Raw genomic sequence first — 24725 nt, 5'->3', positions numbered from 1 at the left:
CGCGCCGATCAGCGCAACACGTTGAGGAGATCCTGGACCATCGAATTCGCCGTCGTGATCACCTTGGTGTTGGCCGAATAGGCCTGTTGGGTCACGATCAGCTTGGTGAACTCGTCGGCGATGTCGGTGTTGGATCCCTCCAGCGACGAGCCACTGATGGAGCCCGAGGCGCCGTCGATCGCCGGACCAGACTGGTCCGTCGCCGCGTAGGCGCCGCCGTCCAGCGCCTTGAGATAGTTGGTGCCGTTGAAGTGCGACAACGTCACCTGCGCAAGGTCGAGGTTCTGGCCGTTTGAGAAGGTGCCGACCACGAGGCCGCTGTTGTTGACGGCGACCGAGCGGAGCTGGCCCGCCGCGTAGCCGTTCTGCGTGATGGTGTTGATGGTGACCGCGCCGCTGGTCGAGGCATATTGCGTCAGCCCGCCCTGGGAGATGTTGAAGGCGACGGAGCCAAGCGCCTGACCGCCGACGCTGACGTTCGGGATGGTGATGCCGGAGCCGCTCGGCGAGGTCAGCGAGCCGTCGGCGGCGAAGGTGAAGGCCTGCCCGGTATTGACCCAGCCGACCGTCGCGCCGGTCGCGTTCGGATCGGTCTGATAGAACAGGTTCCAGGTGTCGGCATGGCCGTTACCCAGCGACGCGCTATCGGTCTTGGCCCAGCGCAATTGCAGGTTCACCGGCGTGCCGGCCGCATTGTATGCGGTCACCGCACCGCCGCTGATCGATTCCTTGGTGAAGGTGGCGATGTCGTTGCCGATCACGCCGCCGGTGCCGGCGGTGCCGCCTCCATTGCGATTCTTGGTGATGGTCGAGGTGAAGCCGAGCGCGGCGAAGGCGGCGCTGTTGGAGCTCGACACCGTCAGGTTCGAAACGGTGCCGGTGTTCAGCGTGATCACGCCGCCGGCGCTGACCGATGATCCCGACGCACCGGAGAGACCGTCGATCTTGCCGAGCAGGGTGGTGATGTTGTCGGTGATGTTGATCTGGTTCGGACCGGAGGCGCCCGAAGCCATGAACGTCAGCGTCTGGCCATCGACCGTGATGGTGTCACCGGCGGCGAAGCCCGAGGAGATCACCTCGGCGCCGCCGGCGGTCGCGGCGCCGCTCAGCACCGTGGCGCCGGTGATCGCCGGCGAGGACAGCACGTTGCCGCCACGCGTCACGCTGCTGATGCCGAGAGCAGTGGCTGCCGTGCCGCTGTTGACCGCCACGTCGACGCCGGTGCCGGTGGAAATCTGGATATTGCCACTGGCGGAGAGCGTGGCCGTGACGCCGGCGCCGCCTGCGGTTTGAATCGCGGTCAGGATGTTTTGAACCGTCGCGGTCGTGCCGGCGCCGAGACCGATCGTGGTGTTGCTGCCCGCCGTCGTGACGGTCGTGCCGCCATTGAAAGTGATCGTGTTGCCGTTGATCGTCAGCGTCTGGCCGCTGAGGGCGGTGAGGATGCTGGAGGCGAGATGGGTGCCCACCGTATTGTCGAGCGACGTGGAGGTCGATGCCACCGCGGCCGAATTGTTCTGAAGCGCAACCGTTCCCGTCCCTGTCGTCGAGGAATAAGCCGAGCGGAGGTTGCCGGTGGCGGCGGCGCCGGACACCGTCGCGTTGGTATAGGGCGGGGGCGGGGTACCCACCGGCAACGGATTGGCGGCGAAGTCCGACGGGTTGAGACCGCCGGCCGCCAGCAATGTGCCGCTCGCCGCGGTCGAACTCGCCGGCGTGTTGGGAACGCTCGGCAGGTTCGCGGCGTACTGGATCGAGGTAGTCGCCTGCGCAGGAATGAAGTTGTTCTGGAATTTCAGCACGGTCGCGACGTTGCCGGTCGGGTTGCCGGTCTTCGGGTCCACCGTGGTGCCCATCAGGTAATAGCCGGCGCCGTTGACCAGGTTGCCGTTGGCGTTGAGCTGGAAATCGCCGCGGCGGGTGTAGTAGGTGACGCCGCTGAACACCGGCACGTTGTCGACGACGCCGGTCGCCTTCTGGATCGAGAAGAAGCCGTCACCGGTGATCGCCATGTTGGTGGCGACGGTGGAGGACGAGATCGTGCCCTGGGTGGTGATGGTGGCCTTGGCGTTGGCCGTCACGCCGCCGGCGACCTGCTTGCTCGGCACCGAAGCGTCGGGAATGAGATCGACGAAGCTGGTGCCGATGCCCTTGTAACCGGTGGTCGATGAGTTCGCGATGTTGCCCGAGATGTTCTGCAGCGCGAAGGACTGCGCCTGCAGGCCACCCACTGAGGTGTTCATTGCATCGAAGATACCCATAACTTTGTCTCCAAATCCGGTCTCGGCGGCCAGTCGACCATGGCCGCAGTCGGAGGAGACGTCGCAAGGCCTATGCCAAGGCTGGGATCTTCATAAAATCAATGACTTAAATAGAAATGCCCCGGTCGGTCGACCGGGGCATAATTGCCGGACCGGCAACAATTGCCGGGGAAACACTTCAAATGACGTCCTACGTCGCCGACGGTGTCGCCGGGTGGAAGACCAGCCCGAAACCGTCGATGCAATAGCGCAGGCCGGTCGGCTTCGGACCGTCGTCGAAGACGTGGCCGAGATGGCCGCCGCAACGCCGGCAATGCACCTCGGTGCGCACCATGCCGAAGCTGCGGTCCTCGGTCTTGCCGACATTGCCCTCGATCGGCTGGTAGAAGCTCGGCCAACCCGTGCCGCTCTCGAACTTGGTCTCCGAGCTAAACAGCGGCAGGTCGCAGCCGGCGCAGGCGAAGACGCCCTTGCGGTGCTCGTTCAGCAGCGGGCTGGAGCCCGGGCGCTCGGTGCCTTCCTTGCGCAGGATCTCATATTGCTGCGGCGTCAATTGCGCACGCCACTCGGCGTCGGTCTTCTCGATCTCGAACTTTTGCGCGGCCTTCTCTCCGGCCTGCGCCGGTGTTGTCCTCAGCCAGCGGAAGGCCGAAAGGCCAAACAGGCCGGCGACAGTCGTTAGCAGGATGCGGCGGTCAAACATCTCATTCTCCGTACGGGAGCGTCTACGCCCTGAGATACGGGCTCTGACGGACAATGTTACACGTCCAGTCGGGATTTTTCGCGCCTTTATTGCGAGACGCCCTGCTCCCGCGCGGCCGGTTCCGCCCCCTCCGTAGCAGGCGGTGGCGGTGGCGCTGGCGCCAGTCGCGGCCGAACCCCGGGCGGCTGGCGGCGCGGACCGGTGCCGGCGGCCCGGTTGGCCTCGGCGAGGCGCGCCTCGCGCTGCCTGTCCTTCACCCGCGCCCGCTCGCGGTAGCGGGCCAGCGTCCCCGCGGCCGCGGAACTCGCCCTTCCCCAGAGGCCGACCAGCTGCCCTGCGACCCGCCCCGTCGTGCCGCCGGCCCAGACCAGCTCGAACGGCGAGAACAGCTTCCAGCGCTCCTCCCCCCACAGAATGCTGCGCGCGATCAGTTGCCCGGCCATGGCCGACGTGTTCATGCCCTGGCGGCCGAACCCGCTCGCCACCCACAGACCTTTGCGCAGCTGCCCGATCTGCGGCATGCCGTGCACGGTCTGGCCGGTGGCGCCGCCGAAGGTCTCCGATATCTCGACATTGCCGAGCTCGGGGAAGATCGACCGGATGCGACGCTTGACGCTGCCTGCAAAACGCTGCGGTCGGGCGGCCCAGGTGGTCTCCGGGCTCTCCCACATCAGGCGGTCGCCATCGACGATGCGGAAATGATCGACGCCGTCGTCATCCATCACCGATCCCTTGAAGCCGATGATGTCATGCACGCGCTCGCCGAGCGGCGCGGTGATGCCGGCATAGCGCGAGACCGGCAGCAGCGTATCCGACAGCCGCCGCAATGGCGCACCGAGATGAATGTTGCCGGCCAGCACGATGTGGGAGGCGCGCAGCCGCGCCGAAGGCGTGACGATGCGCTTGCGGATGCCGGAATGATCGATGCTGACGACCGGCGTATCCTCGAAGATGCGCGCACCGGCGCGCCGCGCCAGCGCGGCGAGACCATGCACATATTTGCGGCCGTCGACCTGGAACGCTTTGGGATAATAGATCCCGTGGAAGTAGCGATCGGTCTTGAGCGCCGCGCGCACGCGATCGACCTGCCAGCCTTCGACCTCGGTATCGAAATCCTCGTACAGCATCTGGAGCCGGCTGATCAGCCGGTCGCCGGCATCGACGTTGGAGACCTCGAGCACGCCCTCGGTGAGGCCGATATCAGGCATGTTCTCTTCGGTAGCGTTGGCCCGGACGAGCTCGGCGCCCTCCTTCGAGAGCGCCCACAGCTCACTGGCATCCTCGAAGCCGATGCGCTCGATCAGATCGGTGAGCGGCAACGCGAAGCCCGGCATCACGGTGCCGAGCTGGTTGCCGGAGGCGTTCCAGCCGATGTGACGGCCCTCGAGCACCGCGACGCTGGCCCCCAGCCGTGCCGCCTCGAGGGCCACGGAAAGGCCGGCAAGCCCTGCCCCGATCACGCAAATATCGGCGTCGAGATCGAACGACAGCCGGGCACGCTCGCGAAGGCCGGCTTCTTCCTGGGACGCGCTTGTGAAAGTCTCGCTCATGTCGTTTTCTTAGAGCATGATCCGGAAAAGTGCGCAGCGGTTTTCCGACAAGATCATGCTCAAAACAACAACTTGATACCGAGCAGGCGCTTGTCACCTTGTCCTCAACAGGCACCTGTAGATTATCCTGGACGTGGAACGATTCGAGAATGCCATGCGCCGTTTGATGCTGCTGCGTCACGCCAAGACCGAGACCGACGCGCCAAGCGGCCGCGACCAGGACCGCCGGCTCGACCATCGCGGCCAGCGCGACGCCGCCGAGATGGGCGACTGGATGGCCACCCATCCGCCGGTCCCCGAGACCGTGCTGGTGTCGCACGCCGTCCGCGCCAGGCAGACCTGGGACCTCGCCTGGGAAGCGATGAAAGACCGCGTCGCAGCGCCGCGGGTTGAGGTTCTGCCGGAACTCTATGGCGCCGATCCCGCGCAGATTCTCGAAACCATTCGCACTGCAACGATCCCGGCCAATCCCAAGCGGCTCCTGCTGGTCGGGCACAATCCCGGCATGCACGAGGCGGCGCTGATGCTGACGGGCAGCGGCGACAAGGCCAGTGCCAAGGCGCTCACCGACAATCTGCCCACGGCGGGGCTTGCGATCCTCGACTTTGACGTCAAGGATTGGGGCGACGTGGCCTACCGCCGCGGCAAACTGGTGCTGTTCGTCAGCCCCAAGCTGCTTCGACTGGGATGATCGCGCGACGTACCGGGACAACGTGCTGACCGGAAGATTTGGAGGCGCAGATGTTCAAGTCCATTCTCGTGCCCATCGACCTCGCCGACACCGATCTGGCAAAGCCAGCGATCGCGACCGCGACGACGCTGTCGCAGAACTGGAGCGGATCGGTCCGGCTGCTCAACGTGCTGCCGATGACGCCGGTGATGCTGGCCGAATATGTCCCTGCCGACTTCGACGAACAGCAGCGCCAGACCTCCGAAGAGGCGCTCGCCATCGTCGCCCGCGAATCCGGCATCGACCCCGCCCACATCTCCACCGTGGTGCGCCAGGGCGGCATCTATCACGAGATCCTGGAGGAAGCCGCGCAGATGAAGGCCGACCTGATCGTCATGACCTCGCACCGGCCGGCGATGCGCACCTATTTCCTCGGCTCCAATGCCGGGCATGTGGTGCGTTATGCCAAATGCTCCGTGCTGGTGGTGCGGCACTGAAACATTCCGTCGTAGCCCGGATGGAGCGCAGCGCAATCCGAGACCCGTCCATTGATCGGCAAGAATCAGGATTACGCTACCGCTCCATCCGGGCTACTCAAGGTACTGAGCTCGGAGCCGGGTCTAAACCCTCACCAAGCCGTCATTGCGAGCGCAGCGAAGCAATCCAGACTTGTCTCAGCCGAGGGACTCTGGATTGCTTCGCTGCGCTCGCAATGACGGGGATGATGCAGGTGTGCCCAAAACGCAAACTCGTGTCCCGGACGCGGCGCAGCACGGAGTGATGCGCTGCAGAGCCGGGGCCCATGTATCAGCGCACCGCGTCGCCGCCTGGGTCCCGGCTCTGCGCGGCAGCGCAAGAACGCTGCAGCGCGTCCGGGACGCAGGCGAGCAAGATCACAGAAACCGGGTCAGCTCGGCCTTGAACTGCCCGTACACAGCGTCCTCGATCTGGCTGCGGTTGATGCCGATGTCGCGCAGGGCGCGGTCGTCGAGCTCGTTCAGCGTCTTGACGGCGGAGCGGCGCTCCAGGCGGTCGAACAGCGCGTAGGCAGCATTGACGAGCGTGGCAAAAAATCCGCTCGAGGTGGATGGGCGTAAGCTCCGCCCGGCAGTTTGCGAGATCGTGGTCATGTTTCTTCTCCGGCCATTGGTCCTACGCGGCGAAGCGCATGCCGTTGGCGCAAACGCTGGAGCGCCTGCACCTCATGTGCCGTCGGATTGCTCTCGCTCCCCCTCGGCTCCATCGCGGACCTTGATGGAACTTAAATGCTCCAGTACATTGCTCGGAGCAACAGAAACATTGCTCTCGGTGCAATAATGTCAAAGTTCGAGTACGTGAAGCTTGCGGATGCCATTGCCGCAGATATCGCTAAGGGGACGTTAAGACCCGGCGACCGGCTGCCGCCGCAGCGCAATTTTGCCTATGATCGCGGCATTGCCGTTTCGACAGCCAGCCGCGTCTATACGGAGCTGCTGCGCCGTGGGCTCGTGGTCGGCGAGGTCGGCCGCGGCACCTTCATCTCCGGCGACATCAGGCGCGAGGTCGAGACCGTCGCCGAGCCGGCCGACGCGCGGATCAATTTCGAGGTCAATTATCCGTTATTGCCGCAGCAATGGGCGATGATCGCCAAGAGCCTCGCCGGGCTCGAGCGCGTCGATGCGCTGGAAGCCGTGCTGCGCTCATCGACCAGCACCGGCACCAAGAGCGCGCGCGTTGCGGCCGCCGCCTATCTCGCCCGCAAGGATTTTGCGCCACAGGCCGAGCAGATCCTCTTCACCGCCAACGGCAAGCAATCGCTCGCCGCCGCGCTGGCAGCGCTGGTGCCGACCGGCGGCCGCTGCGGCGTCGAAGCGCTGAGCTACCCTTACGTCAAGAGCATCGCCGCGCGGCTCGGCATCACCCTGGTGCCGATTCCGATGGACGACTTTGGCGCGCGGCCCGATGCGATCCAGAAGGCGCATCGCGAAGCGCATCTGTCGGCGCTGTATCTGCAGCCGATCATCCAGAATCCACTCGGCGTCACCATGAACGCGACGCGGCGCGCCGACATCATGCGCATCGCCGAGAAGCTCGATCTCACCATCATCGAGGACACCGTCTACGGCTTTCTTGCCGACGATACCCCGCTCGCAGCACTCGGGCCGGACCGCTGCATCGTGCTCGACAGCCTCTCCAAGAAGGTTGCACCGGGCCTGGCGCTCGGCATCCTCGTTGCGCCGCCGCACTTGCGCGAAAGCATGATGAGCGCGGTGCGCACCGGCGGCTGGATCGCCTCCGGCCACGCACTCGCCGCCGGACAACGGTTGATGGCCGACGGCACCGTCGCCGAGCTGACGCGGCTGAAGCGCATCGACGCGGCGCGGCGTCAGCAGACCGCGGCACGGCTGCTCGCCGGCTACCAGCTTTCGGCCGATCCGCGCTCCTATCATCTGTGGCTGACGCTGCCGCCGCATTGGCGCTCGCAGACCTTCGTCGCCGCGGCGGCCCGGCGCGGCATCGCATTGACACCGTCCTCGACCTTCGCGGTCGCGCACGGCCATGCACCGAATGCGGTGCGACTCGCGCTTGCCCCGCCCTCGTTCGAGCAGCTCGATTCCGGCCTGCGTACGATCGTGTCGCTGCTCGGCACCAAGGAAGAGGATTTCGACTCGACCGAGTAATCCCGCCCCGTCAGGGCTCTGGCCATTGCGCGATAAAGCCCTGCGCCTTGTACGGCTCGATCTTGTCCCATTCGTGCAGGACACGGCGGCGAAATTCGGCATCGATATGCCAGAGCGTGCGCGGCGTGGCAAAGCTGTCGACCGTGAGCAGCAGCTTGGTCACCTCGGGCCAATGCCGGTGCAATGTCATCGGATAGCGCCGCGCCGTCCAGGTGTTGCCGAGACAGATCACGCTGCGGATGTTGCGCAGGCCCAGCGCCGCATCGATGATCGGCAGCGAGAAGATCACGTTCTCGCCGGTGTTCATCGCGCGGTGCTCCTCCAGGATCCGGTCCGCCGGAATGCCCGCCGCGACCATCGCCGCCTTGATGATGGCGCACTCGGATTGCTCCGAGCCCGGGGTGACCCCGCCGCTGACAATCGACCAGCGGTAAAAGCCGTCGCGCCACAGCCGCGCGGCGGTTTCGACGCGCAGCGCAACATCCTCGCGGGTGCCGAACAGAAACAAGAGATCGGCCGGCACAAGCGGCGTGTCGATCAGATGGATGCGATTGATCTCGGCGATCTCGTCCGCCGTCGGCAGGCGCGTGCTGCGATTCATCGACGTCATCGCGGCACGATGCGGGAAGCGCGCGCGGCGGCGAAGTCAATTTTGATTGCGGCGCATTGCAGACGTCAGAGCATGATCCGGAAAAGTGTGAAGCGGTTTTCCGGAAAGATCATGCTCAAACAAAGAGCTAAAGCGCGACGACGATTCAACCCAATCTCGTCGCGCTTTAGGGCAGCAAGGAGCGAGGCAGTTGATCAAAACTGTAGCTGCGCGGCCGGTTGCGCCGGACGAAGCCGCCGACCTGCCAGACGAACAGCGCCGCAAAGCCGAGGATGAACAGCACGCCGGCAAACTCGCCGATCAGCAGTGCGCGGATCAACAGCCCGGCCATCGCCAGGGCCAGCAGCGCCAGGAAGGCCAGCACGGCGGCATAGGTCTTGCGGCCGAGGCCGGCGGTCAGCTCGACCCGGCTGCCGGCCTTCGCCATCCGCGCGTGCAGCGCGACGATGAAGTCGCGAAAGCCATTGTCCTGCGGCGCCATCAGCGCCGCGGTCTGCCAGCTCGTCGACAGGATCGCGATGCGACCGCCCTTGGCATGGCTGAGATCGGCGCGAAAGCGGTGCTGCTGCATCGAGACCGGGCGGAACGACAGCCTGATGGCACTGATCTCGTCATAGCGCCAGAGGCCGGAGCGGCCGGCGATGTGCCAGGACAATCCTTCGTCCGTCAGCTCGAAGCGATGCGCCGAACCGATCAGCGACGCCTTGTAGGCGTAGCTCGTGACCGATCCGCCCTGCCCGTCCGACATCTGCATCACCCGATCCGCCTGCGATCCGCTTGCACGATCGCCCTTCCCCATCCTACAAGCGAGGCATGGCTGAGACGATCTATTTTCCGCGCCGCCTGATTCTCGGGGCTGCTGCCATCGCGGGCGTACTGCTTGCGCTCGCGGTCCACATGCTGGGTGCGCGCTACGGGCTCGACCTCGGCGGCCTCTGGCGCCCCGATCCGCACGAGTTCATGCCGACGGGTGCTGCGATCGCCTGGTGGCTGATCGCGACGGTCGGATTTTCCGGCGGCTATTTCACGGCGACGTTGATGCAGAGCGCCGTCTCCGGCCAGATCCCGCAGCGGATGCGCCAGTTCCTGATCGTGGTCGGCGTGCTGCTGCTCGCCGGCGCCGGGCAAGCGGCCTCGGCGCCGAGCCCGCTTCCGACCGTCTCCGGCGTGCTCGCGGGCCTCGCGGCGCTGTGTCTCGGTGCCGTGATGGCCTTCTGCGGCGCGCATTTCGCGCTGCGCGGCGGCAAGCCCAACTAAGCCGAAGCGCGCAGCCGCGGCCGATCCAGCATCATCCCGACTTCGCAGGCGGGCCGCGGCTGGCTGAACAGATAGCCCTGCGCCTGGGTGCAGCCCTCGCGCCGGAGCAGCTCGAGCTGCGCGTCGTTTTCGACCCCCTCCGCCGTGGTGACGATGCCGAGGCTGCGGCCAAGGCCGGTGACGGCGCGGATGATCGCGACGGAATCCTCGCGCGTGGCAAGCTCGGACACGAAGGAGCGGTCGATCTTGATCTTGTCGAAGGGAAAGCTGCGCAAATAGCTCAGCGAGGAATAGCCCGTGCCGAAATCGTCGAGCGAGATCCGCACGCCCATGGCGCGCAAATCGTGCAGCGTGGTCAGCGTCGCCTCGCTGTTCTGGAGCAGTACGGATTCGGTGATCTCGAGCTCGAGGCGACGCGCTGCGAGCCCCGAATTCCTCAGCGCCTCCGTCACCGATGCAATCAGGTTCGGACTCTTGAACTGGACCGGCGACAAATTGACGGCGACGCCGATATCATCCGGCCAGGTCGCGGCATCCGCACAGGCACGGTGCAGCACGAGCTCGCCGAGCTGGACGATGAGGCCGGTCTCCTCCGCGAGCGGAATGAAGTTGATGGGCGAGATCAGGCCGCGCTCCGGATGATTCCAGCGCAACAGCGCTTCGAAGGCGACAACGCGATCGCTGACGACGTCGCGGATCGGCTGATAATACGGCTGGAACTCATCGCGCTGCAGCGCCGCGCGCATATCCATGTCCAGCAGGCGCCGGGCCTGCGCGCGCGCATCCATGCCGGTTTCGAAGAAGCGATAGGTGCCGCGGCCGTCGGCCTTGGCGCGATACAGCGCCAGGTCGGCGTTTTTCAGCAGCTCATCCGGATTGCTGCCGTCCTGCGGCGACAATGAGATGCCGATCGAGACGCCGATCACGATCTGATGGTCCGCGATCTCGTAGGGCGCGGAGATCACCTCGACGATGCGTCTTGCGAGCGCCCGCGCTGCAGCCTCCTCCGATCGGCCGATCTGGACCACGGCGAACTCGTCGCCACCGAGACGGGCCACGGTGTCGTGCTCGCCGACCGTCGCCTTCAGCCTTTGGCCGACTTGCTTCAGCAGCGCATCGCCAATGGGATGGCCGAGCGAATCGTTGATATCCTTGAAGTGATCGAGGTCGAGACAGAACACCGCGAGCTGGTCGTTCGCTGCCGCCCGGCGCAGTCCCTGCTCGAGCTGCTCGTGGAACAGCACGCGGTTCGCCAGATTGGTCAGCGCGTCATGGCGCGCCATGTGCGAGATCTTGGCCTGCGCGTCCAGCCATTCGGTGATGTCCTCGAAGGTTGCGACCCAACCGCCGCCCCGCATCGGCTGGTTGACGACGCGGATCGAGCGCTCGAACCGGCGAACGACATCCGTCGTTGTCCGTCCCTCCCGGGCATCCTCGACGAGGCGCGCGAAGAATTGTTCGGCATCACCGTTCCACTGGCCCTTGGCCGCCTCCTCGCGGAGAATATCGAGCAGGAGGCGGCCGGTCAGCTGCATGTCGGAGCGGCGGAGCATCGCCGCGTAACGTTCGTTGAACAGGATGATCTTGCCTTCGGCATCGAACATGCACAGGCCCTGCGACATGTTCTCGAGAGCCGTGTCGAGCACGATCTGCTGGCGCCCGATCTCGCCCTTGGCGCGACGGTCGAGCACGGCGGCCGTGAGCGCGATAGCGATGATGGCAACGGCCGCGCTGGCGGTCATGATGGACAACGACGCCGGCGGGATCGCAAGGCCGCTGATTGTAAGCGTCGGATCGGCGTCAACTGCAGTGCGCCCATCGCGGTGAAATGGTGTGAGACGATGGCAGCGGTGAGCAGGATCGTGGCGCCCAACGCGTTGGACAGGCTGTCGCTCCGCCCCGCGACGAACAGGGCGGACGATCCAAGGACAATGCCCAGCAGAATCGATACCGCGACGGTGCCGGCGGTCCAACCGACATGGGCAGGAATCTCGAACGCCATCATGCCGGTGTAATGCATGGCTGCCACGCCGCCACCCACGACAGCGCCACCAAGCGCGACCAGAGCGCCGCGCCTCGTCGAAACCGAAATACTGAGACCGATGAAGGTGACCGCAATCGCAAAGATCAGCGAAAGGATCGTCACGGGGATGTTGTAGGCGCCACCGGCGCCGGGCCCGTAGGCCTGCATCGCGATGAAATGGGTTGCCCAGATGCCGCAACACCCGTCACGACAGCATCGAGCGTGATCCACACGAGGCGGGCACCGCCATTCGCCGCTCGCGCCCGATGAAAAAGACTGATTGCCGCCGCGCTTGCCAGCAGGCACACGGCGCCGCCGAGTGCGACCAGACGCCAATCATGCTGGTCCGTGAGACAAAACAGAACTTGATACATCGCCGGCCCCTGTTCCATCAGGCACTACAGCCGGCAGAGATGGACAGTCGGTAACCGGCGCGGCGCCGGTTGCCGGATTGGTGAATAGAGAATGTGTGTGGCCCCTCACATTTCCTGCTCCTGCGCGATGACGCCAAGGCCGATCACGTAGGCGGCCAGCAGCAGCACCGCAGCCGATATGATTAGCGATTGGTGAAGGCCGGTCATGAACGCGCGATCGGATGCCACCAGCGAGCCGAACAGCGCAACGCCAAGGACGCTGCCGGTTTGCCGTGTCGCGTTGAGGACGCCCGCAGCGACACCCGAGCGCGCCTTCTCGACGCTGCCGAGCGAGCTCGAGGTCAGCGGCGGCACCAGGAGGCCAAGCCCGCCGCTGATCGCGATCATCTGCACAAAGATCGCAGGGTAGCTCGTTCCGGCCTCGATCCAAACCAGGCCAAGACAGCCGAGCGCAGAGATGCAGGCACCTGCCACGATGGTCGGGCACGGGCCGATACGTTCGGCCAGGCGCGGCGCCAGCAGATTGACCGGGAGCACCGCTCCCATCATCGGCACGAAGGCGAGCCCGGTCCACCAGGCCGATAGACCGTTGATGCGCTGGAAGTAGAGGCTCAGCACGAAGATCAGACCATAGATCGCGACGTTGACGAGCAGGCCAACGATCGTGGTCAGGCTAAACAGCCGATGACTGAACAGAGACAGTGGCAGCATTGGCTGCTCGGTGCTGGCCTCGCGCCAGACAAATAGCGCTGCGAGGACGGCGGAAGTGACGAAGGCGGCGATCACCGCCGGATGGCCCCATCCAAGCGCGCCAGCTTCGATGATTGCACCGGCGAGCGCGCCCAAGGCTCCGATCGCAGCAAGCTGACCGGGTAGATCGATCTCGCGTGAGCGCGCGCGCGTGGTCTCGGTGGCATAGCGCCAGCTCAGCCACAGGCCTGCAAGGCCGATCGGCAGATTGACGAGGAAGATCGCGCGCCACCCGACCAGCGTGATCAGCGCGCCACCGACGAAGGGACCGGCCGTCAGCGCCAGGCTCGCACCTGCCGCCCAGACCGCAACGGCCCGACCGCGCGCAAGATCGTCCGTGTAAGCGTGATTGAGCAGCGCCAGCGAATTCGGCACCAGGATCGCCGCCGCCAGTCCCTGCACCAGTCGCGCGCCGATCAGCACGATGGCGTTGGGCGACAGCGCACAGGCCAGCGAAGCGGCCGTGAAGATCGCGAACCCCGCCATGAAGATGCGCTTGGCGCCGATGCGATCGCCGAGTGCGCCTGATGTCAGGATGAAGGCGGCAAAAGCGATGGTGTAGGCGCTGACCACCCATTGCAGCTCCGCGACGCCGCCGCCGAGCGTCTTGCCCATGGCGTCGAGCGCCGTGTTGACGATGGTGACGTCGAGCTGCACGACGCCATAGCCGAGGCTCATCGCAGCCAGCGTCAGCGAGGTTGCAAGGCGCGATGCGGTGCGCGGGGCACCACCCGCGTCGAAGGTTTCATGTTTGACGGTGTTGGCTCGCATGCTGCCATCTCGGTTGCAGCCCCATGCGAACTCTACGCCGCGCTCCGTTGTCATGTTTCGACAACGACCGAATGATGTACACCCGAAACGCAAGCGCCGCGCGGGAGAACCGCGCGGCGCTCTTGAGGGCTACTCCGGCTTAGCTCGCCGCTCGCAAGTTCACCTTGCTCTCGGCCAGCGTGGTCAACTTTTTGTCGGTTGCCTTCTCTTCCTCGAGCGTCTTGGCAAGCACGGCGGCGCAGTCACTGCGGCCGAGCTGCTTGGCCCAGGCGATCAAACTGCCATAGCGGACGATCTCGTAATGCTCGGCGGCTTGTGCCGCGTTGATCAGAGCCGCATCGAGCACCGCCTTGTCGGCGACCTCGCCCGCGGTTTCCTCCGCCTCTTCGATGATGCCGTCGATGGCCGGGCAATCGACCGCCTTCACCGAAACGCCGTGCATCTTGAACACTTCCTCGAGCCGTGTGACGTGCTGCCTGGTTTCTTCAAGGTGCGTCAAAAAGCCCTGCTTCAGCTGCGGATCTGTGGCCTTATCTGCCATTTTCGGCAGCGCTTTGGTGAGTTGCTGCTCGGCGTAATAGATGTCCTGCAGCTGATGCACGAACAGGTCGTTCATGGTCTTGATGTCTTTGGTGAACAGTCCCATCGTTCCAATCCTCGAGAAGTCTTGGGGAACACGACAGCGTCGGCTTGAACAAAAGCCGCGATTTCGCCGTGTTCGATTGCTGATGGAGCCCTAACCGGTGCGCAGCGCCGTCGTTCCAAAAAAGTCTGCGTCGTTTGCGCCGGAACAATGCTTGCGAGCGCAGGATTTGAGACCATTTGCAAACACGGGCGCAGTCGAGGCGTGGCCCTCGACTCATATGCCTAACGCGCCGGCCATGTGAACCACGTATGACAAAACGGCGGGTCCGGCCCAGAACCTGTTGTTGTCAAGGGCTGCACAAGTCGGTGTTTTTGCCTTAAATGGGCTACATCATGCCTAGTGATCCACGCCCGCCTCGGGCAAGTGATCGCAACCGACCGGCCAATGTCTGGCCCGGCCGGCCTTGCCCCCCGCCGGGAGGATGAATGCACGGACTGCTGCCCGCGCTGAAACGCGGCTTCAAGAGATGGATCGGCTGGCGACGGCTGGGGGTTGCCGCGAGCGTGATGATCATCGCCTTCGCGGTTACGACGCTCGTGCGGACCCTCAAGGGCATCGATACCGGCGTCATCCTGACCGCATTGGCCGATATTCCCCGCGGACATATCGGGCTCGCCGCGATCTGCGTTTTCTTCGCGTTCTGTACGCTGACCTTCTACGACTTTTTTGCACTGCGAACGATTGGCAAGAAACACGTGCCGTATCGCATCGCAGCGCTGTCGAGCTTTACGTCCTATTCGATCGGCCACAACATCGGTGCCACGGTATTTACCGGCGGTGCGATCCGCTTCCGAATTTATTCGGATTACGGGCTGAACGCGATCGACGTCGCCAAGATCTGCTTCCTCTCCGGCCTGACCTTCTGGCTCGGTAACATTTTTGTGCTGTCGATCGGCATGGCCATCCATCCGGATGCGGCGTCCTACATGGACCAGCTGCCATCGTCGATCAACCGGCTGATCGCGTGCGGCGGCCTCGCCTCGATCGCCGCCTATCTGATCTGGCTCAGCGTGGGCGAGAAACGCCGCGAACTCGGCCAGAAGGGCTGGAAGGTGGTGCTGCCGTCGGCGCCGCTGACGCTGGTCCAGATCCTGATCGGCGTGGTCGATCTCGGCTTCTGTGCCTTCGCGATGTACCTGCTGATTCCGGCTGATCCGCCGATCGACTTCCTGTCGCTTGCGGTGGTGTTTATCCTGGCGACGCTGCTGGGCTTCGCCAGCCACGCACCCGGCTCGATCGGCGTGTTCGACGCCGCCATGCTGGTGGCGCTGCCCGAATTCGGCCGCGAGCAACTGCTCGCGACCCTGTTGGTCTTCCGTATCCTCTATTTCGTGATTCCGTTCGGTCTCGCCATTTCCATTATGGGCACAAGGGAGCTCTGGATGAACGTGGTGCGGCCCTGGCAGGAACGGCGACGACTGGCGGAAGCTTGCGCGCAGGCCAACCTGCCCAAGGAGGTGACGCCGATGGAGCGCGAACGGTTGGTGCGCCAGGCCAGCAAACGGTAAAGTCGGCCAGCGGCCGCGCCGGAAGCCCGCAAAGGCCACAGCGAGAGGATTGCAGGCCAGGGGCTATGCTCTCTTATTTCCGCCTCAACTTTGCCGTTGAAGACGCGGGCCATGATCCCAGTTTCCCCTCGCCGTTTCCTTGCGGGTGCCCTGCTTTTGGCCGGGCTCCTCACCGTTCTGCCGCTTCAGCGCGTCCTCGCGCAGGATGCCGGCGCCATGCAGATCAATTGGGAGGTCCGCAACCGCTTCCGACTGTTCCGCGAGGAACGCGACTTCCTGCTGCATGTCGAAAATGCTCGTAACCGCAGCATTCTCGCCGCCGAGCAGTCGCTGGAGCTGCAAAGCGAAGGCCGTGGCTGGGCCCGCAACATGGTCAATCGGCTCTGCATCGATCTGCAGGGCCGGGTCAACCAGCCCTGCACCCGTGACAACGTCAAAGAGAACTACCTCACCCCGGTCGACCACCCCATCACCGTGCGCCTGGCCGGCGCGGTGCCGGTCGGCGCCACCTGCGCCTGGTCGTTCGACGACGGTGACGGGCCGCAATCCTCCACCTTCGACTGCGCCGAACCGGTCAATCTGCGGGTCCGCTACGGCAAGCAGACGGTCGCAACCGTCGACGTCTCTTCCGGCTCCGATCCGACCCGGCGCCTTCAGACCGAGATCCAGGTCCGCGACATCTTCATCGCCGGCCTTGGCGACAGCATCGCCTCCGGCGAGGGCAATCCGGACCGGGCGCTGGCGCTGTCGGACGAGGGCTTCTGCTTCCGCTCCTATCTCGGCACCGGCGGCGGACAGTATTACCGGCCGAGCCGCGCCGGCTTCAAGGGCGGACGCGCCTGCGAGGCGCCGGATACGCTCGCCAACTGGCAGCGCTATGGCGCGCTCTGGTTCAACTCGCCGTGCCACCGCTCGCTCTACAGCTACCAGGCCCGCACCGCGCTCGCGCTGGCGGTGCGCTACACCCATATCGCCGTCACCTATCTGCCGCTCGCCTGCACCGGCGCCAGCATCAGCGACGGGCTGCTCGGCTCGCAGCGCGCCCGCGAGTGCCCGCCCGGCAAGTCCGGCGTCTGCAACACCAGCGTGAATGCGCAGGTCGCCGAATTGCGCGAGGCACTGACCGCCGCGAAGAAGCGTCAGCCGGATCGCAATCTCGATCTGGTGCTGCTCTCGATCGGCGCCAACGACGTCTACTTCTCCGGCCTGGTCGCCGACGTCATCGTCGACACCGCGACCGAACGTGCCCTGTTCCGCCGCTCCGGCGTGATGGCGAGCGTCGACGATTCCCGTGACGCGCTCCAGCGCGAGCTGCCGCAGAATTTCGTCCGCTTACGCGAGGCGCTGAAGCCGCTGCTCGGCGGCGATCTCTCGCACGTGGTCTATGTCTCCTACGCCAATCCGGCGCTCGCCGACGGCGGCGTGCCCTGTCGCGGCGGCCGCAGCGGCTTCGACATCCACCCCGCTTTCAGCGCCGATCCGCAGCGCCTCGCCCGCGTCTCGACCTTCGTCGACACCGAGTTCCTGCCGCAGTTGAAGGGGCTGGCCACCTGCACGCAGGGTGCGCTGTGCCGCGATCCCGAGGCCGACCGCATGACCTTTGTCGATTCCCACCAGGCCGCGTTTGCCGATCACGGCTTCTGCGCGCATGCCGGAGGCGATCCCGAATTCGACCGCACCTGTTTTGCCGAGAACGGACAGAGCTTCAATCCGGACATCGTGTCGGCGGCGAGCCAGCCGATGCTGTGCGGCCGCGGCGCCTCGGAGTATCGCGCCTATCTACCGCGCGCCCGCTGGATCCGCGATGCCAATGACAGCTATTTCGCAGCGATGACCTATCCGCAAGGATTGCCGGCGGCGAGCCAGCCGAATGACATCCACGACGCGACCTGGGGCGTGCTCTCGGCGGTTTACGGCGGCGCCGTGCATCCGAGCGCCGAAGGCCACGCCGCGATGGCGGATGCCACGCTGCCCGCCGCAAGCGCCGTGCTTGGCCTGGACGCGGTGCCGCCGGGTGTCACGCGCGGATTGCTGCCGCCGCTGCTGGGCGGTACGCAGCAGTAGAAGCAAAGCAATCTCCCACCGCGCCGTGTTGCGAACTCGCACTCTCCACATACGCGGTGTCATCGCCCGCAGGCGGGCGATCGAGTACTCCACGGCAGGCTGATTGAATCGAGGAGCTGCGGGATTCCCCGCCTGCCGCCTACGCTAAAGCTTCGGCGCCCCTGGACCTCAACGGCGGCGAAGCCTTGGGGTAGCCGGGTCGCGGGGAACGACAGTGGTGTGCGTGACGCAAGCTCGTCACCCTCAACATCGCGCCTGCATTTTGGCAATTTCACGCTCGTTTCCAGTCCCCGTCGTTCCATCAATTCAAAACCGGCATCAATCGATACCCCCTTCAACTTGGACACTTTCCCACGCGCGCCTCTAGGAGTCGCCGTGAGGAAACATTTCAAGTTCTAAGGAGCGCCTGATGAGCGCAGTGGTGTCCACAACGGACGTGAAGAGGTCTCGCGTCAGGCTATTCATCGTGACCATGCTGTTCCTGGTCACCACGGTCAATTACGCCGACCGCGCCACGCTGTCGATCGCAGGTCCCGCCCTCTCCAAGGAACTTCATCTCGATCCGGTCGCCATGGGCTGGATCTTCTCGGCCTTCGGCTGGTCCTATGTCGTCGCCCAGGTGCCGGGTGGCTGGCTGCTTGACCGCTACGGCTCGCGCCTCGTCTACGCCTTCAGCATCATCGTCTGGTCGCTGTTCACGATGATGCAGGGCTGGGTCGGATTCCTCAGCGCCGGCGCCGCCGTCGCCGTGCTGTTCGCGCTTCGCCTCCTGGTCGGCGTCGCGGAGGCGCCGTCCTTCCCCGCCAATGCCCGCATCGTCGCGGCCTGGTTTCCCGGCAACGAGCGCGGCACCGCGTCGGCGTTCTTCAACTCAGGGCAATATTTCGCGACAGTGATCTTCGCGCCGCTGATGGGTTGGATCGCCCATGATTACGGCTGGCGCTACGTATTCTTCGTGATGGGCGGTCTCGGCGTGATCATGGGCCTGGTCTGGGTCAAGACCGTGTACGGACCGAAGGAGCACCCCGGCATCAACGAGGCCGAGTTCGACTACATCAGAGATGGCGGCGCGCTGGTCGATCTCGATGCGCCCAAGGACGATCTGAAGCGGGCACCCGAGGCCGGCTCCGGCTGGGACCACATCCGCCAGCTGCTCTCCAACCGCATGATGCTCGGCGTCTATCTCGGCCAGTACTGCATCAACACGTTGACCTATTTCTTCCTGACCTGGTTCCCGGTCTATCTCGTGAAGGAGCGCGGCCTGTCGATCCTGCAAGCCGGCTTCGTCGCGACGTTGCCGGCGCTGTGCGGCTTCATCGGCGGCGTCCTTGGCGGCATCATCTCCGATGCGATCCTGCGCCGGACCGGCTCCCTGACCATGGCGCGCAAGATTCCGATCGTCGGCGGCATGCTGCTGTCGATGTCGATCATCGCCTGCAACTATGTCGACGGCCAGGCGCTGGTGGTCGGTTTCATGGCGCTCGCCTTCTTCGGCAAGGGCATCGGCGCGCTCGGCTGGGCTGTCGTCTCCGACACCTCGCCGAAGGAAGCCGGCGGCGTCTCCGGCGGCCTGTTCAACACTTTCGGCAATCTCTCCTCGATCACCACGCCGATCGTGATCGGCTACATCCTCGCCGCGACCGGCTCCTTCAACGGCGCGCTGGTGTTCGTCGGCGCCAACGCGCTGGTGGCGGCGTTCGCCTATCTCGTCATCGTCGGCAAGATCGAGCGGGTGACGCTCAAACGTTCCTCCTGAGGGCTCCCATGGGAGCTTGACCAGGCAACTCAACGGCGGCCCTCAAAAGCCGCCGTCTTTGTTTTTGGAGGTGATCGATGCTAGAAGTGCCGGGGAAACGCCTTATTCATCTAAGGCATGTATCGATGTTCGACCTCAACCAGCTCCGCTGTTTCGTCACGGTGGCGGAGGAACTGCATTTCGGCCGCGCCGCCGCGCGACTGAACATGACCCAGCCGCCGCTGTCCCGGCAGATCCAGGTGCTGGAGCACATCATCGATGCGCCGCTCCTGGAGCGCACCAGCCGGTCGGTGCGGCTGACCCCGGCGGGCCGCAGCTTCCTGCCCGAGGCACGCCGTATCCTGAAGCTTGCCGAAAGCGCCTCGCAAGTGGCTCGCCGCATCGCGCTCGGCAAGACCGGCTCGGTCAAGATCGGCTTCACCGCCGCCGCCGCCTACGGCTTCCTGCCTGAGCTGATCGCGGCCTGCCGGGCCAAGCTGCCGGAGGTCGACTTCTCGCTGAAGGAGATGGTTTCCGGTGACCAGTTCGAGGCCCTCACCTCGGGCCAGATCGATGCCGGCCTGCTGCGGCCGCCGATCGCGCGGCCCGAGCTTGCCAGCCGCCGCGTCGTCGCCGAGCCCCTGCTCGCCGCCATTCCGAAGAAGCATCCGCTGGCCAATGCCGAGAACATCACCATCAAGGACTTCGACGACCAGCCCTTCGTGATGTATTCGCCCTATGAAAGCCGCTACTTCCACGACCTCTTGGTTGCGCTGTTCACCCGCGCCGACATTCTGCCGCGCTATGTCCAGCACCTCAGCCAGATCCATTCGATCCTGGCGATGGTGCGCGCCGGCCTTGGCCTTGCCATCGTGCCGGCCGCGGCCGCCGGCCTCAAGATCTCCGACGTGCGGCTGCGGCCGCTGAAGCTGCGCAACCGCGTCCCGGTCGAGCTCTTCATGGTCTGGCGCCGCGACGACGAGAACCCGCTGCTGTCGGCGCTGGTCAAAATCGCCAGCGAATTATCGTCCGCGGAGATCGTGGAGGATTGATGCTCAATCCGCATCGGTCGATATAGGCTTTGGCTTGGACGCGCATCGAACGGTCTCCTAAACAGCGGCCCATGGACGCGTGCCTCAGTGCCTCGGTGAGCGTCCCCGACACACACGAGAGCAGGGAGCAGCGCCCCGTGAGCAAGATGACCCCGCAGGAAATGGCCCAGAAGATCGGATCGGGCCTCCTGTCCTTCCCCGTCACGCCGTTCAAGGCGGACTACTCCTTCGACGAAGCGACCTACCGCGCCAACATGGACTGGTTGTGCGGCTACGAGGTTGCCGGCCTGTTCGCCGCCGGCGGCACCGGCGAGTTCTTCTCGCTGACTCCGACCGAGGTTCCTGAGGTGGTCAAGGTCGCCGTCGACGAGACCAAGGGCCGCGTGCCCGTGCTCGCCGGCACGGGTTATGGCACCGCCATCGCCCGCGAGATCGCTGTTGGCGCGGAAAAAGCCGGCGCGGATGGCCTCTTGCTGCTGCCGCCCTACCTCACCCATTCCGAGCAGGACGGCCTTGCCGCCCATGTCGAGGCCGTCTGCGCCGCCGTGAAGATCGGCGTCATCGTCTACAACAGAGACAACGCCATCCTGCAGCCCGACACGCTCGCTCGCCTCGCCGAGCGTTGCCCGAACCTCGTCGGCTACAAGGACGGTATCGGCGACATCGAGCTGATGACCCGCGTCTATACCAAGCTCGGCGATCGCCTGACCTATGTTGGCGGCCTGCCGACCGCTGAAACCTTCGCACTGCCCTATCTCGACATGGGCGTGACGACCTATTCTTCGGCCGTGTTCAATTTCGTGCCGGAGTTCGCCACAAATTTCTACGCCGCCGTGCGCAAGCGCGATCATGCGACCATCCACGCCGGGCTGAAGGATTTCATCCTGCCGCTGATCGCGATCCGCAACCGCAAGAAGGGCTATGCGGTCTCGATCATCAAGGCCGGCATGAAGGTGATCGGCCGCGATTCCGGCCCGGTCCGTCCGCCACTGACCGACCTGACCGAGCAGGAGATGGCGGAACTGACCGCGCTGGTGAAGAATCTGCCCGCCATCCCATCGTCACAACAAGCTGCAGAATAACAGGCAACAATAGGGAGAAGCGCGCGATGGCCCAGACGGATATATCTGGCGCACCGATTGTCACGGCGATGCAGGTGATTCCGGTCGCCGGCCGCGACAGCATGCTCCTCAATCTGAGCGGCGCGCATGCACCGTTCTTCACCCGCAACATCGTCATCCTCACCGACAATGCCGGCCATACCGGCGTCGGCGAGGTGCCGGGCGGGCAAAAGATCTGGCAGACACTGCAGGACGCCCGCGAACTCGTGATCGGCAAGACCGTCGGCGCAATGAACAACATCCTCGCCGATATCAGAACCACCTTCGCCGACCGCGACGCCGACGGCCGCGGCAAGCAGACGTTTGACCTGCGCGTGATGATCCACGCCTTCACCGCCGTTGAATCCGCCCTGCTCGATTTGCTCGGCCAGCACCTCAATCTGCCGGTCGCAGCTCTGCTCGGCGAAGGCCAGCAGCGGAGCAGCGTCGAGACGCTCGGCTATCTCTTCTTTGTCGGCGATATCAGCAAATCCAAGCTCGACTACGTCAAGGGCGAGACCGGCAAGGCGGAATGGTTCAACCTCCGCCATCAGGAGGCGATGACGCCTGAGACGGTCGTCCGGCTCGCGGAGGCCACGCAGGACCATTACGGCTTCGCCGACTTCAAGCTGAAGGGCGGCGTGCTGCGCGGCGAGCAGGAGATCGAGGCGGTCACCGCCATCGCCAAGCGCTTCCCCAACGCCCGCGTCACGCTCGACCCGAACGGCGCCTGGTCACTCGATGAGGCCATCAGCCTCTGCAAGAACATGCACGGCATCCTCGCCTATGCCGAGGATCCCTGCGGTGCCGAGGCCGGCTTCTCCGGCCGCGAGATCATGGCCGAGTTCCGCCGCGCAACCAGCCTGCCGACCGCGACCAACATGATCGCGACTGACTGGCGCCAGCTCAGCCATGCGCTACGCCTCGGCGCGGTGGACATTCCGCTCGCCGATCCCCATTTCTGGACTATGCAAGGCTCCGTGCGCGTCGCCCAGACCTGTCGTGACAACGGTCTGACCTGGGGCTCGCACTCCAACAACCACTTCGACATTTCGCTCGCCATGTTCACCCATGTCGGCGCCGCCGCCCCCGGCAAGGTCACCGCGATCGACACCCACTGGATCTGGCAGGATGGCCAGGCGCTGACCAAGGAGCCGTTGCTGATCCGCGGCGGCAAGATCGCGGTTCCGGATCGTCCGGGCCTCGGCATCGAGATCGACCGGGCGGCCATCGAGGCCGCGCATGAGCTCTACAAGAAGCATGGACTCGGTGCCCGCGATGACGCTATTGCCATGCAGGATTTGATCCCGGGCTGGACCTTTGACGACAAGCGTCCCTGCCTCGTTCGCTAAGAAACTGAGGCATGGTCCCGGAAAAGTGGGTACCGGTTTTCCGACCTGGATCATGCCCCCTTAAATGACTTGGAGGACTGTATGACTGCGATCCTGAAAAACTTCATCGGCGGCGAGTGGGTCGATGGCTCCGGCGTCACCAGGAATATCAACCCCTCCAACACCAATGATCTCGTCGGCGAATATGCCAAGGCCGACAAGGCGCAGACCGAGAAGGCGATCGCCGCCGCGAAGGCCGCTTTCCCGGGTTGGGCGCAGTCGACGCCGCAGGTGCGCTACGACGCGCTGAACAAGATTTCCACCGAGATCCTCGCTCGCAAGGAAGAGCTTGGCCGCCTGCTCGCCCGCGAGGAAGGCAAGACGCTCCCCGAGGGCATTGGCGAGGTCGCCCGGGCCGGCCAGATCTTCGCGTTCTTCGCCGGCGAGGCCCTGCGCCTGATCGGCGAGAAGGGCGCCTCGGTGCGTCCCGGTCTCGATGTCGAGATCACCCGCGAGCCGGTCGGCGTCGTCGGCATGATCACGCCCTGGAATTTCCCGATCGCCATTCCCGCCTGGAAGATCGCGCCCGCGCTCTGCTATGGCAACACGGTCGTGTTCAAGCCGGCCGAGCTGGTGCCCGGCTCGGGCCACGCGCTCGCCGAGATCATCACCCGCTCCGGCATCCCCGCCGGCGTCTTCAACCTCGTGGTCGGCTCCGGCTCCGTCGTCGGCCAGACCCTGCTTGAGCATCCGGATGTCGCAGCGATCTCCTTCACCGGATCGGTGCAGACGGGCCGCAAGATCGCGCAGGCCTGCGTGCTCTCGAACCCGATGAAGAAATTCCAGCTCGAGATGGGCGGCAAGAATCCGCTGGTCGTGCTTGACGACGCCGATCTGAAGACCGCCGTCGAGGTCGCCGTCAATGGCGCCTATTTCTCGACCGGCCAGCGCTGCACCGCCTCGTCGCGCCTGATCGTGACCGAAGGCATTCATGATCGCTTCGTCGCCGCGGTGGCCGAACGTCTGAACAGCCTGTCGGTCGACGATGCGCTCAAGGCCGGCGTGCATATCGGCCCGGTGGTCGACCAGAGCCAGCTCGACCAGGACCTGCGCTACATCAAGATCGGCCAGGACGAAGGTGCCAAGCTCGCCTTCGGCGGCGAGCTGCTCAAGCGCGAGAACCCCGGCCATTACCTGCAGCCGGCGCTGTTCACCGAAGCCAGCAACAACATGCGCATCGCGCGTGAGGAAATCTTCGGACCGGTCGCCGCCGTCATCCGCGCCAAGAACTACGAGGAGGCGCTTGCGATCTCCAACGACACCGAGTTCGGCCTCGCTTCCGGCATCTGCACCACCAGCCTGAAATACGCCTCGCACTACAAGCGCAACAGCGAGTCCGGCATGGTGATGGTCAATCTGCCGACCGCCGGCGTCGACTATCACGTGCCGTTCGGCGGCCGGAAGGGCTCGAGCTACGGCCCCCGCGAGCAGGGCTCCTATGCGCGCGAGTTCTACACGACGGTGAAGACGGCCTATACCTATCCAGGTTGAGACCTCGATCGTAGGGTGGGTTAGCGCAGCGTAACCCACCGCTTCAACTTCCGCGGAGAGAGACAGTGGTGGGTTACGCCGAGTGATTGCGCTTCGCGCAATCACGGGG

At 65.0% G+C, this 24725-nt stretch carries 19 protein-coding genes and 1 pseudogene; 11 read left to right on the top strand and 9 right to left on the bottom strand.

The genetic code is table 11. The features are described 5' to 3' along the window. Positions 1-8: 8 nt before the first annotated feature. From AOQ71_RS18880 to AOQ71_RS18870, 3 genes are all read right to left on the bottom strand, one after another. Positions 9-2261, bottom strand: a complete 2253-nt coding sequence (locus tag AOQ71_RS18880) for a flagellar hook-basal body complex protein (RefSeq protein WP_057749125.1) — start codon at positions 2259-2261, stop codon at positions 9-11. A gap of 190 nt (positions 2262-2451) precedes the next feature. Further along, on the bottom strand, positions 2452-2964 hold the full coding sequence (msrB, locus tag AOQ71_RS18875; protein ID WP_057749122.1) for a peptide-methionine (R)-S-oxide reductase MsrB: 513 nt from the start codon (positions 2962-2964) through the stop codon (positions 2452-2454). A gap of 86 nt (positions 2965-3050) precedes the next feature. Next, positions 3051-4514: an NAD(P)/FAD-dependent oxidoreductase gene (locus AOQ71_RS18870; RefSeq protein ID WP_057749119.1), complete on the bottom strand. Its 1464-nt coding sequence runs from the start codon at positions 4512-4514 to the stop codon at positions 3051-3053. 154 nt (positions 4515-4668) lie between these two features. On the opposite strand from AOQ71_RS18870, the gene AOQ71_RS18865 reads away from it, so the two are divergent. Then, positions 4669-5205, top strand: a complete 537-nt coding sequence (locus AOQ71_RS18865; RefSeq protein ID WP_057749116.1) for a SixA phosphatase family protein — start codon at positions 4669-4671, stop codon at positions 5203-5205. A 50-nt stretch (positions 5206-5255) separates the two neighbouring features. Continuing rightward, positions 5256-5681, top strand: a complete 426-nt coding sequence (locus AOQ71_RS18860) for a universal stress protein (protein WP_057749171.1) — start codon at positions 5256-5258, stop codon at positions 5679-5681. A gap of 396 nt (positions 5682-6077) precedes the next feature. Here AOQ71_RS18860 and AOQ71_RS18855 read toward each other — a convergent pair whose 3' ends face one another. Next, on the bottom strand, positions 6078-6314 hold the full coding sequence (locus AOQ71_RS18855) for a DUF1127 domain-containing protein (protein WP_057749113.1): 237 nt from the start codon (positions 6312-6314) through the stop codon (positions 6078-6080). 186 nt (positions 6315-6500) lie between these two features. Here AOQ71_RS18855 and AOQ71_RS18850 point away from each other — a divergent pair, with 186 nt between their 5' ends. Further along, positions 6501-7844, top strand: coding sequence for an aminotransferase-like domain-containing protein (locus AOQ71_RS18850; protein WP_057749110.1), 1344 nt, complete (start codon positions 6501-6503; stop codon positions 7842-7844). Between the two features lie 10 nt (positions 7845-7854). Here AOQ71_RS18850 and AOQ71_RS18845 read toward each other — a convergent pair whose 3' ends face one another. Then, the gene (locus AOQ71_RS18845) at positions 7855-8454 is read right to left on the bottom strand and encodes a YdcF family protein (RefSeq protein ID WP_057749107.1); all 600 of its coding nucleotides are present in this window, start codon (positions 8452-8454) and stop codon (positions 7855-7857) included. Positions 8455-8620: 166 nt separating this feature from the next. After that, on the bottom strand, positions 8621-9208 hold the full coding sequence (locus tag AOQ71_RS18840) for a hypothetical protein (RefSeq protein ID WP_057749168.1): 588 nt from the start codon (positions 9206-9208) through the stop codon (positions 8621-8623). A gap of 59 nt (positions 9209-9267) precedes the next feature. Here AOQ71_RS18840 and AOQ71_RS18835 point away from each other — a divergent pair, with 59 nt between their 5' ends. Continuing rightward, the gene (locus AOQ71_RS18835; RefSeq protein ID WP_057749104.1) at positions 9268-9711 is read left to right on the top strand and encodes a hypothetical protein; all 444 of its coding nucleotides are present in this window, start codon (positions 9268-9270) and stop codon (positions 9709-9711) included. Here the strand turns inward: AOQ71_RS18835 and AOQ71_RS18830 are convergent. From AOQ71_RS18830 to AOQ71_RS18820, 3 genes and pseudogenes are all read right to left on the bottom strand, one after another. Further along, positions 9708-12108: pseudogene (locus AOQ71_RS18830) on the bottom strand (bifunctional diguanylate cyclase/phosphodiesterase). The gene AOQ71_RS18835 and the pseudogene AOQ71_RS18830 sit on opposite strands and share 4 nt — an antisense overlap. Before the next feature lie 105 nt (positions 12109-12213). After that, on the bottom strand, positions 12214-13629 hold the full coding sequence (locus AOQ71_RS18825; RefSeq protein WP_057749101.1) for an MFS transporter: 1416 nt from the start codon (positions 13627-13629) through the stop codon (positions 12214-12216). Between the two features lie 139 nt (positions 13630-13768). Continuing rightward, positions 13769-14275: a YciE/YciF ferroxidase family protein gene (locus AOQ71_RS18820; RefSeq protein WP_057749098.1), complete on the bottom strand. Its 507-nt coding sequence runs from the start codon at positions 14273-14275 to the stop codon at positions 13769-13771. Positions 14276-14700: 425 nt separating this feature from the next. Here AOQ71_RS18820 and AOQ71_RS18815 point away from each other — a divergent pair, with 425 nt between their 5' ends. From AOQ71_RS18815 to AOQ71_RS18785, 7 genes are all read left to right on the top strand, one after another. Continuing rightward, positions 14701-15783, top strand: a complete 1083-nt coding sequence (locus AOQ71_RS18815; protein ID WP_057749096.1) for a lysylphosphatidylglycerol synthase transmembrane domain-containing protein — start codon at positions 14701-14703, stop codon at positions 15781-15783. 111 nt (positions 15784-15894) lie between these two features. Further along, the gene (locus AOQ71_RS18810; RefSeq protein WP_057749093.1) at positions 15895-17847 is read left to right on the top strand and encodes an SGNH/GDSL hydrolase family protein; all 1953 of its coding nucleotides are present in this window, start codon (positions 15895-15897) and stop codon (positions 17845-17847) included. A gap of 409 nt (positions 17848-18256) precedes the next feature. Beyond that, the gene (locus AOQ71_RS18805) at positions 18257-19603 is read left to right on the top strand and encodes an MFS transporter (protein WP_057749090.1); all 1347 of its coding nucleotides are present in this window, start codon (positions 18257-18259) and stop codon (positions 19601-19603) included. Positions 19604-19728: 125 nt separating this feature from the next. Further along, positions 19729-20634 carry a LysR family transcriptional regulator gene (locus AOQ71_RS18800; protein ID WP_057749087.1) on the top strand — a complete coding sequence of 302 codons (906 nt, stop codon included), beginning with the start codon at positions 19729-19731 and terminating at the stop codon, positions 20632-20634. A 137-nt stretch (positions 20635-20771) separates the two neighbouring features. Continuing rightward, complete coding sequence (gene kdgD / locus AOQ71_RS18795) at positions 20772-21716, top strand: 5-dehydro-4-deoxyglucarate dehydratase (RefSeq protein ID WP_057749165.1); 945 nt, start codon at positions 20772-20774, stop codon at positions 21714-21716. Between the two features lie 26 nt (positions 21717-21742). Continuing rightward, a complete protein-coding gene (gene gudD, locus AOQ71_RS18790) occupies positions 21743-23086 on the top strand; it encodes a glucarate dehydratase (protein WP_057749084.1) in 1344 nt (447 codons plus the stop codon). An 81-nt stretch (positions 23087-23167) separates the two neighbouring features. Then, positions 23168-24616: an aldehyde dehydrogenase family protein gene (locus AOQ71_RS18785; protein ID WP_057749081.1), complete on the top strand. Its 1449-nt coding sequence runs from the start codon at positions 23168-23170 to the stop codon at positions 24614-24616. The last annotated feature ends 109 nt before the right edge of the window (positions 24617-24725 follow it).

This window comes from Bradyrhizobium manausense, from assembly GCF_001440035.1.
Classification (GTDB): Bacteria; Pseudomonadota; Alphaproteobacteria; order Rhizobiales; family Xanthobacteraceae; genus Bradyrhizobium; species Bradyrhizobium manausense.
The sequence above is the reverse complement of the archived record's forward strand: the minus strand, read 5'-3'. Positions and strand labels throughout refer to the sequence as shown.

What these genes read in the sequence shown, in the direction of transcription:
- AOQ71_RS18855 (WP_057749113.1), bottom strand. Translation starts at nt 6,314, where the DNA reads ATGACCACGATCTCGCAAACTGCCGGGCGGAGCTTACGCCCATCCACC.
- AOQ71_RS18860 (WP_057749171.1), top strand. Translation starts at nt 5,256, where the DNA reads ATGTTCAAGTCCATTCTCGTGCCCATCGACCTCGCCGACACCGATCTG.
- AOQ71_RS18810 (WP_057749093.1), top strand. Translation starts at nt 15,895, where the DNA reads ATGATCCCAGTTTCCCCTCGCCGTTTCCTTGCGGGTGCCCTGCTTTTG.
- AOQ71_RS18840 (WP_057749168.1), bottom strand. Translation starts at nt 9,208, where the DNA reads ATGCAGATGTCGGACGGGCAGGGCGGATCGGTCACGAGCTACGCCTAC.
- AOQ71_RS18815 (WP_057749096.1), top strand. Translation starts at nt 14,701, where the DNA reads ATGCACGGACTGCTGCCCGCGCTGAAACGCGGCTTCAAGAGATGGATC.
- gudD (WP_057749084.1), top strand. Translation starts at nt 21,743, where the DNA reads ATGGCCCAGACGGATATATCTGGCGCACCGATTGTCACGGCGATGCAG.
- AOQ71_RS18845 (WP_057749107.1), bottom strand. Translation starts at nt 8,454, where the DNA reads ATGACGTCGATGAATCGCAGCACGCGCCTGCCGACGGCGGACGAGATC.
- AOQ71_RS18785 (WP_057749081.1), top strand. Translation starts at nt 23,168, where the DNA reads ATGACTGCGATCCTGAAAAACTTCATCGGCGGCGAGTGGGTCGATGGC.
- AOQ71_RS18825 (WP_057749101.1), bottom strand. Translation starts at nt 13,629, where the DNA reads ATGCGAGCCAACACCGTCAAACATGAAACCTTCGACGCGGGTGGTGCC.
- AOQ71_RS18870 (WP_057749119.1), bottom strand. Translation starts at nt 4,514, where the DNA reads ATGAGCGAGACTTTCACAAGCGCGTCCCAGGAAGAAGCCGGCCTTCGC.
- AOQ71_RS18800 (WP_057749087.1), top strand. Translation starts at nt 19,729, where the DNA reads ATGTTCGACCTCAACCAGCTCCGCTGTTTCGTCACGGTGGCGGAGGAA.
- AOQ71_RS18805 (WP_057749090.1), top strand. Translation starts at nt 18,257, where the DNA reads ATGAGCGCAGTGGTGTCCACAACGGACGTGAAGAGGTCTCGCGTCAGG.
- AOQ71_RS18865 (WP_057749116.1), top strand. Translation starts at nt 4,669, where the DNA reads ATGCGCCGTTTGATGCTGCTGCGTCACGCCAAGACCGAGACCGACGCG.
- AOQ71_RS18850 (WP_057749110.1), top strand. Translation starts at nt 6,501, where the DNA reads ATGTCAAAGTTCGAGTACGTGAAGCTTGCGGATGCCATTGCCGCAGAT.
- AOQ71_RS18820 (WP_057749098.1), bottom strand. Translation starts at nt 14,275, where the DNA reads ATGGGACTGTTCACCAAAGACATCAAGACCATGAACGACCTGTTCGTG.
- msrB (WP_057749122.1), bottom strand. Translation starts at nt 2,964, where the DNA reads ATGTTTGACCGCCGCATCCTGCTAACGACTGTCGCCGGCCTGTTTGGC.
- AOQ71_RS18880 (WP_057749125.1), bottom strand. Translation starts at nt 2,261, where the DNA reads ATGGGTATCTTCGATGCAATGAACACCTCAGTGGGTGGCCTGCAGGCG.
- AOQ71_RS18835 (WP_057749104.1), top strand. Translation starts at nt 9,268, where the DNA reads ATGGCTGAGACGATCTATTTTCCGCGCCGCCTGATTCTCGGGGCTGCT.